Raw genomic sequence first — 12,888 nt, 5'->3', positions numbered from 1 at the left:
GCTGGCACGGGTGGCTCGGCCTTGCCGGGGGAGTCAGATGGAATTGCGCCAGCTTCAGTATTTTGTGCGAGTGGTCGAGCTTGGCAGCATGAGTCGTGCCGCGCTCGAACTCGACATGGTGCAATCGGCGGTCAGCCAGCAAATCAGCCGGCTGGAAAGCGAACTCGCCACGCGCCTGCTGCGCCGTACACCGCAAGGCGTCACGCCAACCGAAGCCGGCCTGGCATTCTTCCACGAGGCCCAACTCACGCTGCGCCATGCCGAACAGGCACGGCGTGCCGCGCATCAGGCGCGCCTGACCGGAGCGGTCAGCGTTGGCCTGGCGCCGACCACCGCATCGGTTATCGGCGTACCGCTAATCCGTGCAATGCGCGAGCGATATCCCGATGTGCGCCTGCATATCGTCGAAAGCCTGTCCGGGCATCTCACCGCAATGCTCAATGCACGCCAGCTCGATCTTGCCGTGCTGTTCGGCACCCATGCGGCACGGCGCTGGACGGTTATCCCGTTGCTTGAGGAAACCCTGTTCCTGATCCAGTCGCGCAAGGCGTTGCCGCAAGGCAAGGCCGATCCACCAACTCACAGGCAGATGGCTGACCTGGCGGAAGTACCCTTGATCATGCCGACCGGGGTCCACGGCTTGCGCAGTACGTTCGATGCCGCGTTTTCGCGTGCCAAGGTCACGCCGCGCGTGACCCAGGAAGTCGATTCGCTGGCAATGCTGATGGACGCCGTCGACATGGGCTTTGGTGCCACGCTACAGCCGTGGGCCGCCGTGGGGCGTTATCCCGATGCGGAAACACGGTTTCATCTTGCGCAGATCGATGATCCCCAGGTCGGCAGGAAAAACTTGTTGTGCAGCCTGTCCGATGACGAACTGTCGCCCGCCGCACTGGCGCTGCGCGTCGTGCTAGCCGACACGGCGCGCGGGCTGGTGCGGTCCGGCGAATGGCGTGGGGCACGGTTACTGGAAGGGTAGGGTTAGTTAGATTCGGCCAGCCTGATGTCAGGTTTCTTTGCGCGACTGGTGAAATGCATGGTCTCTTCCTATCCTTGCAATGGAAATGCCGGCGCCGGCAAGCACCTTGCGGTACCGGGCAGAACAAGAACCGGTTGACCATGCCGGACGGGGAGCGCCGCCATGCACGCACTGATTTTCTTCTCCGTGCAGTTCCTGCTGGCCGTAACGTGGACACTCTACGTGGCCTTTCTGCCGCAACTGGCCGCGCAGGTGGGGCTGCCGCGCGCGCAGGTGGCCTGGATCCTGATGATGGATCAGGTGATCTTCGTGGCCATGGACTTCGCGCTGGGGGTCGCGGCCGACCGGGTGGCCAACGCGATGCGTCGGCTTGGCGGATGGATTCTTGCGCTGTCCGTCGCTTCCGCACTGGCCTTCGTGCTGTTGCCCAGTGTTACCTCGCCGGTCTTCCTGCTGGCCCTGACCGCGTTCTGGGCGGCCACGTCTTCGGCACTGCGGGCGCCACCGATGGTGATCATTGCCCGCCGCATGCATAGCCGCGCCTCAACGTTTCTGGTGTCCTGTTCGCTGCTTGGCGTCGGTCTTGCGGGGGCGGTTGCGCCGCTGCTTACGGCGCGGCTGCGCACGGTATCGCCATTGCTGCCATTTGTTGCGGCCAGCGCTGCGCTGGTGATTGCGGTTGCCGCCTTGCGATGGTTAGAGCCACCCGCCGAATCCAGGCATCCTGACCTGTCATCCCCGCCCGGCATTGGCCCGAAGCGCGTCTGGCTCCTGTTTGTCGCCGTCTGGCTTCTTGCCTTTGGCTTTCAGATCCACACTGCGATCAACTCCGCGCCCGCCTACCTGCGCTTTGTTTCGAGCGCCAGCCTCGTGAATGTGATGCCGGCTTTCTGGGTTGGCTTTGCCTTGTGCGTGTTGCTGCCCGAGACGCCGCTGCTGAAACGCTATCCTGCCCATGTGCTGCTGCTGGCCGCGGCAGCGCTCGGTGTGCTGGCGCTGTCAGGGTTTGCCGCAGCCAGTTCGCTGGGATGGGTGCTCGCGATGCAATACGTGGCTGGTGGCCTGTGGGGCATCATGTTCGGCTCGACGGTCAATGCCGCGCTGAACGCGGGCCATGTCGGCCACGAAGGCGCCTTCACGGGCGTGGTCTTTGCAGTCCTGGCGGTCGCGGCATTTCTCCGAATTGCGGCCGTGTCGTCCGGCGCCAGCAAGGCCGCGCCACTGGCGGGCCTGCTGCCATGGCTGCCGGTAGCGGCCTGGGGTCTCGCGGCCGTTCTGCTGGCGGCTTTCGTGCTGGCGAACCTTGCGCCGCACGCCTTGCGCCCGAGATCGTTGATCGAGCCCTAGCGCATGGGACGCACCCCTGAGCCTGTCATCGTCAAGAACATGACGGGCCAGTACACAGGTATCAAGGCCGATCATCGTAGCCTCCGGCTGACTCGTTCCTGACCGGCCTGAAGAAGCTGGTGTCAGGCACAAAGAATTCGACCTTCCGGTCGCGCACCGCTTGCGCAGTCTGTCGTGCATGGGCCGGAAGCCTGCATGTGTGGGGCATATCGTCGAGAGGGGGCCAATCGGCGGCACGCACCACGCTCCCTGGATCCCATCCCATGCTTTGCATGAAGTCCTCCATGACGGAAGCTTCGATGAGCTGGTCGATCTGCTCGAGGGTCAGCGCAGGGACCTCATGGCGCAAACAGCCCTTTAACGCTTGCAGGCCGGTCGGCGGCGCGTCTGGCAGTAAAACGGCGGGGGTCTTGCTGGCGAGCTTTTCAGTGAGTACAGGCATGGTGCGGGAAGGTCTCGGTTGATATGGGTTGCGGCGGCAGCGTCAGGTGCCGTCCCCAAGACTTTCCACCAGCCGCGTCCCCATGGATATGAGACGCCTCTGAAAACGCACTCCGCAGCAGTCCACCGCGTGTCCGCCGCCATCACAAATCGTGATACCCCCATGCCGGACAAGGACTTAGCAGCGTTTCTCCATGCGGATACAGTCCCGGACAGACTCCTGAAGGTATAGAAAGTCGTGTCCATCTCCACCCTAGATTCCAGCAAGCAGGACGTGTGCGCATGATCGACGTCCTCGTGATCGGCGGCGGCAATGCCGCCCTCTGTGCCGCGTTGATGGCCCGCGAAGCCGGCGCCAGCGTGATGCTGCTCGAAGCTGCCCCGCGCGAATGGCGCGGCGGCAATTCCTCCCACACCCGCAATCTGCGCTGCATGCATGACGCGCCGCAGGACGTGCTGATCGAGGCCTACCCCGAAGAAGAGTACTGGCAGGACCTGCTCAAGGTGACTGGCGGCCTGACTGACGAAAAACTGGCCCGGCTGGCGATCCGCGCATCGTCGAGCTGCCGCGACTGGATGCGCAGCCATGGCGTGAACTTCCAGCCGCCGCTGTCGGGTGCGCTCCATGTGGCGCGCACCAACGCCTTCTTCATGGGCGGCGGCAAGGCGCTGGTCAATGCGTACTTCCGCAGCGCCGAGCAACTTGGGGTGCAGATCCGCTACAACGCCCCCGTCGATGCGATCGAGCTCGATGGCGACCGCTTCGTGGCGGCTCGCATCGGCACCGAGCGGATCGAGGCGCGCGCATGTGTGCTGGCGGCTGGCGGCTTCGAGTCGAACCGCGAATGGTTGCGTGACGCGTGGGGCCAGAACGAGCGCGGTGAATGGCCGGCCGACAATTTCCTGATTCGCGGCACGCGCTTCAACATGGGTGTGCTGCTGAAGTTCATGATCGAAGCGGGCGCCGACGCAATTGGCGATCCGTCGCAATCGCACTGCGTGGCCATCGACGCGCGCGCGCCGCTTTATGACGGCGGCATCTGCACGCGCATCGACTGCGTGTCACTGGGCGTGGTGCTCAATGCCAACGCCGAGCGCTTCTATGACGAAGGCGAGGACTTCTGGCCCAAGCGTTACGCGATCTGGGGCCGTCTGGTGGCCCAGCAGCCGCAGCAGATTGGCTACTCGATCATCGACGCCAAGGCCGTCGGCCGCTTCATGCCGCCAGTGTTTCCGGGCGTGCGCGCCGACACCTTGCCTGAACTGGCGCGCAAGCTGGGGTTGGACGAGGCCACCTTCATGCGCACCATCAACGACTACAACGCGGCGTGCCGTGTAGGCAAGTTCGACCATACCGTGCTCGACGACTGCCACACCGAAGGCGTGGCGCCGGCCAAGACGCACTGGGCGCGGCCTATCGATACCGCGCCGTTCTTTGGCTATGCACTGCGGCCGGGCATTACGTTCACTTATCTGGGCCTCAAGGTCAATGACGAATCGGCCGTGCATTTTGGCGGCAAGCCGAGCCGCAACCTGTTCGTGGCGGGCGAGATGATGGCCGGCAACGTGCTGGGCAAGGGCTATACGGCAGGTGTGGGCATGGCGATCGGCACGGCGTTCGGCCGCATTGCCGGTACCCAGGCCGCCAGGGCTGCGGACCGGATCAGGTCCGCGGCTGCATCACAGGAAGAGAACCATGCAACATCTTGAAGCGTTGACGCGCGAGGCGGCGGCGCTGGCCAACGGCGCGCTGCCCTTGACGGCCGATGAGGGCGAAGTTGCCCGCACCCTGCAGATCTGCAATGCCTGCCGCTACTGCGAGGGCTTCTGCGCGGTGTTTCCGGCAATGACCCGCCGGCTCGAGTTCCATAAGGCCGACATCCACTACCTGGCCAACCTGTGCCACAACTGCGGTGCCTGCTATCACGCGTGCCAGTATGCGCCGCCGCACGAGTTTGCCGTGAACATTCCGCAGGCCATGGCCAAGGTGCGGGTGCAAACCTATGGCGACTATGCGTTTCCCGCCGCGCTCGGTGGACTGTATCGCCGCGCGGGACTGACCATGGCATTGGCCCTGGCCGGTGGTCTTGCGCTGTTCCTGCTGATGGCGCTGGCCATGCGCGGCACGCTGCTGCATGAACCGCTGGCCGGTAATTTCTACGCGATCTTCCCGCACAACCTGCTGGCGGCGATGTTCGGCGTGGTGTTCCTGTTTGCGATCGCGGCACTGGGCATCGGGGTCACGCGCTTCTGGCGCCAGGTCACGCCCGGCACGCGCAGCGGCGAGTCGCACGGGGCGGCCGTCGGCGGCGCCGCGCACGATGCGCTCAAGCTCAAGTACCTCGACGGCGGTCATGGCAAGGGCTGCAACAACGATGACGATGCATTCACGTTGTTGCGTCGCCGCTTCCACCATTTCACGTTCTACGGTTTCATGCTGTGCTTTGCTGCGACCACTGTGGCAACGCTGTATCACTACCTGCTGGACCTGCATGCGCCATATCCGGTGACGAGCCTGCCGGTGCTGCTGGGCATTGCCGGCGGTATCGGCCTGCTGGTCGGTCCGGCCGGATTGCTGTGGCTGAACCTGAAGCGCGATCCGCGCACCATGGATGGCAGCCAGAAGCCCATGGATCGCGGATTCATCGCGCTGCTGTTCCTGACCAGCGCCAGTGGCCTGGCCTTGCTGGCGGGCCGCGACACCGGGGCGATGGCCGCGCTGCTGGCCGTGCACCTGGGCATCGTGATGGCGCTGTTCCTCACCTTGCCGTATGGAAAGTTCGCGCACGGCATCTTCCGCAGCGCGTCGCTGCTGAAGTACCACATCGAGAAGCGTCGTCCGAACGATCTTGCGCTTGGCTCGGACTGACCCCGAATACGAGAAACCAAATCCACCAAATCCACGGTAATCCCCCAGGAGACAGATCATGACGAAACCCGGTGTGCTGAACATCCCGTCGATGCGCGGCCAGTGCAGCGAGGCGGAATGGCAGGCGCGCGTGGACCTGGCCGCCTGCTACCGGCTGGTCGAGCTCTATGGCATGGCCGACATGATGGCCAACCACATCTCGGCGCGCGTGCCAGACGAGGAAGACGCGTTCCTGATCAACCCGTACGGCATGATGTACGAGGAAATCACCGCGTCGTGCCTGATCAAGGTCGACCACGACGGCAAGATCCTGTCAAAGCCCGACTTCGGCGCGCTGAACTACGGCATCAACAAGGCCGGCTACGTGATTCACAGCGCCGTGCACCATGCCCGGCCCGAGGTGGCATGCGTGATCCACACCCATAGCTGGGCATCGATGGCCGTGTCGTCGCTGGCGTGTGGCCTGCTTCCGATCACGCAGACGTCGATGCGTTTCCTGAAGATCGGTTACCACGACTATCAGGGCGTGGTGCTCGATACCGCCGAGCAGGAATCACTGATCGCCGACCTGGGGCGTGGCGAAGCGCTGATCCTGCGTAACCACGGTGCGCTCACCGTGGGCAATACCGTCGGCGAGGCGTTCAACTGGATGCACCGGCTGGAACTTGCCTGCCGCTCGCAGGTGGCGGCGATGTCGTGCAACACCCCGTTCCAGGAAGTGCCGGCCGACGTGCTCCAGGAAACCTGGAACAACTACCAGCCCGGCACCCGACGCCCGTATGGCGTGATGGAGTGGCCGGCGCTGCTGCGCAAGCTCGACCGCCTTGACCCGGGTTTCCGGGACTGAACGTAGCTTTCCCACCAGAACAAAAATCAATCGAAGAAAGCCCACAGCAATGTGTGGAGGAGAGCAATGAATCGTAGACGCATGCTGGCGCGGATCGCCGCGCTTGCCGCCGCCCCCTATGTCCTTGATTCGCGCGCGCAAGCGTTGCCGAACAAGCCCGTGACGCTGATCGTACCGTTCGCGCCGGGCGGCAATCTCGATGTGGTGGCGCGCGCCATCGCACCGGCGCTGGAACAGCAACTGGGCCGCAACGTGATTGTCGACAACCGCCCCGGCGCAGGCGGCATCATCGGTGCTTCGGCCGTGGCGCGCGCCGAACCCGACGGCAGCACGCTGCTGGTCACCACCCCCAATGCAGTGGTGGTGCTGCCAAAGATGACGCGCACCAACTTCAAGCTGGCCAGCTTCAGCCCGGTCGGGCTGGTATCGACCACGGCGCTGGTGATCGTGGTCAAGGGCGGCGCTACGCGCTTCAAGGACATCGAAGCGCTGCTAGCGTACGCACGCAACAATCCTGGCAAGGTTACCGCGGGACACGCCGGTCCCGGCACGACCAATCATATGGCCCTGCTGCAGCTTGAAGATGCCGCGAAGATCCAGCTCAACCAGGTGCCTTACAAGGGCTCGGCACCGGCGCTGGTCGATCTGATGGGCGGGCAGATCGACATGGTGGTGGATCAGTTGACCAGTTCCGCACCGCATATCCAGTCGGGTGCGCTGCGTGCGCTCGCCGTGATGTCGCGTGACCGTGATGCTGCCTTGTCGAAGGTGCCGACGTTGCGTGAAGCGGGGCTGGCGAACTTCGAGGCCACCACCGCCACCGGGCTGCTGGCGCCGGCCGGAACCCCGGCCAAGACCGTGGAAACGATCAATGCGGCGCTGCGCAAGGCGCTGGCCGAAGGCAGCGTCAAGAGCCGGCTGCTCAATGTGGGCAGCGTGGCGCAGGCATCTTCGCCACAGGAACTGCTGGCTTCGCTGCAGCGCGAGGACGCACGTGCGCAGACGCTGGCAGCGGCGGGGCGGCTGAAGGCTGCCGAGTGATCGCTGCACAGTCAGAACACAGTCGAACCACCGTTAGCGGAGCGCATTCATGACACGTCCTTGCCTGCCCCCGTTGTCGCATGTTACGTCGCCGGTGTTTCGCGCACCGGCGGGCGCCTGCGACAGCCATGCCCACGTTTTTGGTCCGTTCGCCCGGTATCCGTTGGCGGAAGACCGCAGCTATACGCCGGCAGAGCACCCGGCGGACGCCTTTATTGCCCATCTCGATGCCTTGGGTCTTGCGCGCGGCGTGCTGGTCACGGCCAGTGCCAGCGGCACGGACAACAGCGTGGTGATCGATGCCCTGCGCCAGTACCCCACGCGCCTGCGTGGCATCGCCGTACCTGCGCCAGACATCACCGATGCCCAACTCGATGCCTGGCACGAGGCTGGCGTGCGCGGCGTGCGCTTCAACCTGTACCAGCTTGCCGGTCATGCGGTGTATCGAAATGGCGTGGGAATCGATGTGCTGGAAGCACTCGCGCCGCGACTCAAGGCGCGCGGCTGGCATGCTCAGATCTGGATTCATGCGCCGGACCTCGTGGAACTGGGGCCACGGCTGAAGGCGCTGGGCCTGCCGCTCGTGATCGACCACATGGGACGCATGGCGACGTCGCGTGGCGTGGCCGATCCCGGCTTCCAGGCGTTATGCGCATTGCTGGGTGACGGTGTGGCCTGGACCAAGATATCGGGCGCCGACCGTCTGCAACCGGCCGGCGCGCCGTACCACGACGTAGACCCGTTCGTGGCGACACTGATGGCCGCCAACCCGGAGCGCATCGTGTGGGGCTCGGACTGGCCGCACATCAACTACTTTGAAACCGCGCAGATGCCTGACGACGGCGTGCTGTTCAACCTGCTTGCACGCTGGCTGCCGGCCGAAGCAGACCGCCAGCGCGTGCTGGTCACGAATCCGGCCACGCTGTACGGATTCGGGCAGTAGCCTGGCCCGAATCCGAACTCAAACATAAAAAAATCAAACACGACAGGAACGGAGACAGATCATGAACCGGATTTACCCTGCAATTGCCCCCGCACGCTGGCTGATGGCCGCTGCAATGCTGAGTGGCCTGGTGCTCGCCGCGCCGGCACGCGCCGAAGAATTCCCGGTCAAACCGGTGCGGGTGGTGGTGGCGTTTACCGCGGGCGGCACCACCGACATGCTTGCGCGCAGCGTCAGCCAGCAGCTGGCACAACGGTTCAAGCAGTCTTTCGTCGTGGATAACCGCCCGGGTGCCGGCGGCAATATCGGCACCGAGTTCGTGGTCCGCGCACCAGCAGATGGCTATACGCTGCTGGTCAATTCGGTGGGGCCGATCTCGATCAACCAGACGCTGTACAAGAAGCTGAACTACGATCCGCTGACCGATCTGGTTCCGGTGGTGCAGATCGCCGATGTGCCTAACGTGCTGGTCGTGCATCCGTCGTTGCCGGTAAAGAACTTCGACGAATTCGTGGCTTATGCCAAGGCCAACCCGGGCAAGCTCAACTACAGCTCCACGGGCGTGGGTACCTCGTCGCACCTGTCGGGGTTCATGTTGACGGAGCGCATGGGCACGCAGGCCACGCATATCCCGTACAAGGGCGCCGATGCATTGAATGACCTGCTGTCGGGCCGCATCCAGTTCATGTTCGCGACGATTCCGTCGGTGATGCCCCATATCCAGGCTGGCAAGCTGCGCGCGCTGGCGGTGTCCAGCGCCAAGCGTTCGCGTTCGCTGCCTGATCTGCCGACGGTTGCGGAAAAGGGCTTTCCGGGTTTCGAGGCCGGTTCGTGGTTCGGCTTCTTCGCGCCCAAGGGTACGCCGACAGATGTGATTACCAAGGTGAACCAGGCGGTCAATGACATCCTGCCATCGCTGCAGGCGCAGATGATTCGCGAAGGCGCAGATCCGGTGGGCGGATCGCCGAAGCAGTTCGGTGACTTCACCCGCAAGGAATACGTCAAATGGAAGGCCGTGGTAAAAGCCTCCGGTGCAACCGTCGATTGATGAATCGACAAATTGATGGATTGATGAACTGATGGCTAGCCATGTCTGAACCGCTTCGCATCCTGTTGTCTGAGCCCTCATTGCAAACGCATCGCGCGGCGATCGATGCCGTGCTGGCCGGGCGGGCGTGGCAGCCGGTGCCAGTGCCGGCCGTCAACGACGGGCGCGCCGTGGATGCCGATCTGGCATTCGTTTCGCGTGATGTCACCGGGCTGTCGACCAAGCACGAGATCCTGCCGCCTACGCAACGCTTCTATGCCGCGATGCTCGAAGCGCCATCGCTGCGGTGGGTCCACACGCACTCGGCGGGCGCCGATCGGGCGATATTCGGGCAACTGCGTCAGCGCGACGTGACTGTCACCACCTCGTCAGGGGCCAATGCCGGCGTCGTAGCGCAAACCGCGCTGGCGGGCGTGCTGGCGCTGGCCCGCCATCTTCCCCAGCTGCTCGATGCCCAGCGTGAACGGCGTTGGGCACCGTTGCTCGGTAGTGGCCTGCCACGCGACCTGCAAGGCCAGCGTGCCACCATCGTCGGGTGGGGCCCCATCGGACAGCAGGTTGGCGCTGTCCTGCGCATGCTGGGGTTGTCGGTTGCGGTGGTCAGGCAACGCGCCACGCCAGCCGGTGAAGGGTTCGAGTCGGTGACGTTCGAGCAGTTCGATGCCGTGTTGCCGCGCACCGACTGGCTTATCCTGGCATGCCCGCTGACGGCGCGCACGAGTGGACTGGTCGATGGTGCGGCGCTGCGCCGCTTGCCGGCCGGTGCACGGCTCGTGAACGTCGCGCGCGGAGAGGTGGTCGATGAAACGGCATTGATCGAAGCATTGCACTCGGGGCAACTGGGCGGTGCGTATCTCGATGTCTTCGCGCATGAGCCGTTGGCCGCGACATCACCGATCTGGACACTGCCCAACGTCATTGCCACGCCGCACAGCGCGGGATTCTCTGACGGCAACGCGGCACGTGTGGTCGAGATCTTTCTCGACAACCTGCAGCGTTGGGTACATGGGACGCCGCTGAAGAATCAAGTCACCTAGCAATTTCAGACGCATCTGCAGGTACTTGCGGAAATTTCCGCAACTCAAGCGACAAAGCGACGCTGACAATCAAGCCATGATCGATTGCAGTCAACGTTTGCCGTGAACCAGACTCTGCCCGCCGCCTCATCTCTGCCACGCGTCCTGGTTGTGGAAGACCACCCCGTATGCCTGCTGGTCCTCGAGGGCCAACTGAAGGCGCTTGGCGGATGCGAAATCGTGGCATGCACAAGCGGCAAGGCGGCGCGGGCGATACTGCAGCATGGCGATGTGGCGTTGTTGCTGACCGATATCAGCCTGCCCGACATCGATGGCATGGCATTGGCGCGCGCGGTGCGCGATGCGGAGCGGCGGTCTGGCGCCGCCCGCTTGCCCATCGTCGCCATCACGGCTACCGCGGGGCGCAAGGAGCGGCGAGCCTGTGAGGCTGCCGGCATCGATACCGTGCTGACAAAGCCCGTGAGCTCCGTCACATTGACGAGGCTGCTGAACCGGCATGTCCGGCGGGCGTGCTGAGCTAGCGTCTGGTCAGCCTTGCCACGCCGAGGCACGAATCACGCTGCAGAAATTGCCGCGATGGAAATGCGGTTCCTTGTCTGCGATTACATCGGCCTTGACGTTGCCGAATGTCGTATCGGGCTTGTGCCGGATGCCGTCATAGAACGCCTGGATGATGTCCTCCTTGAAGTGCTGGGTACGTGGGTGCGCGCGCAGTACCATCTCGCGATCCGCATCGGCAAACGTGTCATGGCGTATGCCGAGCACATCCATCTCGACCCCCGCCGTTACCAACGCGATCTCCGGCGCCATGAATTCGGGGATACCGGGCGTGGTATGCAGCGCGATCGCTGTCCAGACCTTTTCCACTTCCCTTTCTCCAATGCCGCGGCTGCGCAGGAAGTTTGCCGCCACATTGGCCCCATCGACTTCAAAGCGCTTGTCGGCACTGCTGTGAGCGTGGGTCAGGCCCATGTCGTGAAACATTGCACCGGCATAGAGCAGTTCGGGGTCGAAGTCGAGTCCGCGATGCTGGCCCGCCAATGCTGCCCAGTAGTAGACCCGGCTCGAATGGTGGAACAGCAACGGCGATTCCGTATCGCGTACCAGTTCGGTGATTTCGCGCGCCAGCTTGCTGTCGGGAATGGCGATATCGGCTGCGGTGAAATGCATGGTTGACTCCTGTTCGGTGAAGGTTGCCTCGAGTCTAGGAGTCGGCGTAGTATGTCTTCAATCATCGCAATGCGATGAATTAGGACATCAGGTCTCAATCAGGACATCACATGGCTGTATCGCGCAAAATCGGCCTGCTGGCCGTCGAAGGGGTTCAACTTCTGGACGTTTCCGGGCCGCTCGACGTGTTCGCCGAGGCCAACGTGCAGGCCGGTGCCGAGGTTTATCGGATGAACGTAGTCGGTGCCCGGCGTGGGCCGTTGCGTGCCTCGTCAGGCGTCACACTGCTGCCGGATAGTGCGATCGACGATGCGCCTGCCGATGTTGCGCCGACAAGGTTCCATACGCTGCTGGTGGCGGGGGCACCGCACGCGGCCGATGCCGTCGCGGATCCGCAGGTGCTTGACTGGCTTCGTCGTGTGGCACCGTTGGCAAGGCGTTATGGCTCGGTATGCAGCGGGGCATTCCTGCTTGCCGAGGCCGGGTTGCTCGATGGGCGCCGCGTTACCACGCACTGGGCGGTGGCCGATGCGCTGGCGGCACGCTATCCGAAGGTGGTGGTCGATGCCGATGCGATTCATGTACGTGACGGCAAGCTGCGTACCGCGGCCGGAGTCACTGCGGGCATGGACCTCGCACTTGCGCTGGTCGAGGAAGACCTGGGCCGCGAGATCGCCATGAAAGTGGCCAGCCAGTTGGTGATGTTCTTCAAGCGGCCCGGTGGCCAGGCACAGTTCAGTCGTCGCGAAGTGCCAGCCGCCTTGAGTCGCTCAGCGTTGCAGGCGTTGCAGCGCTGGGTGGCCGCACATCCCGCCGCTGTACACGATGTGCCAAGTATGGCGGCACGGATTGGCGTCAGTGCACGTCATCTGTCGCGGCTATTCCAGGAGGAAGTAGGCGTGACGCCAGCGAACTGGGTGGAAGAGGCGCGCGTGGCGGCGGCAAGGCAGTTGCTTGAGGAGGGCAATCTGGCCCCGAAGCAGGTGGCGCCGGCATGTGGCTTCTCCAGCGTTGACACGCTGAGACGCGCGTTCATGCGGGTGGTAGGGGTAACGCCTGCGGAGTATCGCAAGCGGACGGCGATGGATTGAATCGATGCCCTTGGTGGTCTCTCTGTGGTGGTCAAGTTTTTTCAGACAGGTACTAAGGTTGTCTGGTGCTTTAAC

Annotated in this window: 13 protein-coding genes; 11 read left to right on the top strand and 2 right to left on the bottom strand. The window is 63.8% G+C overall.

The genetic code is table 11. The features are described 5' to 3' along the window. Nucleotides 1-37 precede the first annotated feature (37 nt). Together ACO550_RS12225 and ACO550_RS12220 are read left to right on the top strand one after the other, a co-directional pair. Nucleotides 38-979 carry a LysR family transcriptional regulator gene (locus tag ACO550_RS12225; protein ID WP_315592093.1) on the top strand — a complete coding sequence of 314 codons (942 nt, stop codon included), beginning with the start codon at nt 38-40 and terminating at the stop codon, nt 977-979. A gap of 162 nt (nt 980-1,141) precedes the next feature. Then, nucleotides 1,142-2,326: an MFS transporter gene (locus ACO550_RS12220; RefSeq protein WP_315592094.1), complete on the top strand. Its 1,185-nt coding sequence runs from the start codon at nt 1,142-1,144 to the stop codon at nt 2,324-2,326. Nucleotides 2,327-2,387: 61 nt separating this feature from the next. On the opposite strand, the gene ACO550_RS12215 is transcribed toward ACO550_RS12220, so the two are convergent. Beyond that, nucleotides 2,388-2,768, bottom strand: coding sequence for a hypothetical protein (locus ACO550_RS12215; protein ID WP_315592095.1), 381 nt, complete (start codon nt 2,766-2,768; stop codon nt 2,388-2,390). A 281-nt stretch (nt 2,769-3,049) separates the two neighbouring features. On the opposite strand from ACO550_RS12215, the gene tcuA reads away from it, so the two are divergent. The 8 genes from tcuA to ACO550_RS12175 all read left to right on the top strand — a co-directional run bounded on the left by tcuA (nt 3,050) and on the right by ACO550_RS12175 (nt 11,068). Then, a complete protein-coding gene (gene tcuA, locus ACO550_RS12210; protein WP_315592096.1) occupies nt 3,050-4,477 on the top strand; it encodes an FAD-dependent tricarballylate dehydrogenase TcuA in 1,428 nt (475 codons plus the stop codon). Next, entirely contained in the window at nt 4,464-5,636 is a 1,173-nt protein-coding gene (gene tcuB, locus ACO550_RS12205; RefSeq protein ID WP_315592097.1) for a tricarballylate utilization 4Fe-4S protein TcuB, read from the top strand. Before tcuA ends, tcuB begins: the two co-directional genes overlap by 14 nt. Before the next feature lie 58 nt (nt 5,637-5,694). Then, on the top strand, nt 5,695-6,483 hold the full coding sequence (locus ACO550_RS12200; protein WP_315592098.1) for a class II aldolase/adducin family protein: 789 nt from the start codon (nt 5,695-5,697) through the stop codon (nt 6,481-6,483). Nucleotides 6,484-6,549: 66 nt separating this feature from the next. Further along, the gene (locus tag ACO550_RS12195) at nt 6,550-7,524 is read left to right on the top strand and encodes a tripartite tricarboxylate transporter substrate-binding protein (protein ID WP_315592099.1); all 975 of its coding nucleotides are present in this window, start codon (nt 6,550-6,552) and stop codon (nt 7,522-7,524) included. Nucleotides 7,525-7,573: 49 nt separating this feature from the next. Then, the gene (locus ACO550_RS12190; protein WP_315592100.1) at nt 7,574-8,467 is read left to right on the top strand and encodes an amidohydrolase family protein; all 894 of its coding nucleotides are present in this window, start codon (nt 7,574-7,576) and stop codon (nt 8,465-8,467) included. Nucleotides 8,468-8,528: 61 nt separating this feature from the next. Then, on the top strand, nt 8,529-9,515 hold the full coding sequence (locus tag ACO550_RS12185; protein ID WP_315592101.1) for a tripartite tricarboxylate transporter substrate-binding protein: 987 nt from the start codon (nt 8,529-8,531) through the stop codon (nt 9,513-9,515). A gap of 41 nt (nt 9,516-9,556) precedes the next feature. Next, the gene (locus ACO550_RS12180) at nt 9,557-10,552 is read left to right on the top strand and encodes an NAD(P)-dependent oxidoreductase (RefSeq protein ID WP_315592102.1); all 996 of its coding nucleotides are present in this window, start codon (nt 9,557-9,559) and stop codon (nt 10,550-10,552) included. A gap of 102 nt (nt 10,553-10,654) precedes the next feature. Then, nucleotides 10,655-11,068 (top strand): response regulator, encoded by a 414-nt coding sequence (locus ACO550_RS12175; RefSeq protein WP_315592103.1) that lies wholly within the window; start codon nt 10,655-10,657, stop codon nt 11,066-11,068. 12 nt (nt 11,069-11,080) lie between these two features. Here the strand turns inward: ACO550_RS12175 and ACO550_RS12170 are convergent, their stop codons facing one another. Then, nucleotides 11,081-11,722: an HD domain-containing protein gene (locus ACO550_RS12170; RefSeq protein WP_315592104.1), complete on the bottom strand. Its 642-nt coding sequence runs from the start codon at nt 11,720-11,722 to the stop codon at nt 11,081-11,083. Nucleotides 11,723-11,832: 110 nt separating this feature from the next. Here ACO550_RS12170 and ACO550_RS12165 point away from each other — a divergent pair, with 110 nt between their 5' ends. Then, entirely contained in the window at nt 11,833-12,813 is a 981-nt protein-coding gene (locus ACO550_RS12165; RefSeq protein WP_315592105.1) for a GlxA family transcriptional regulator, read from the top strand. The last annotated feature ends 75 nt before the right edge of the window (nt 12,814-12,888 follow it).

This window comes from Cupriavidus sp. (genome assembly GCF_057315035.1).
This window is presented reverse-complemented; position numbering and strand designations above follow the sequence as displayed.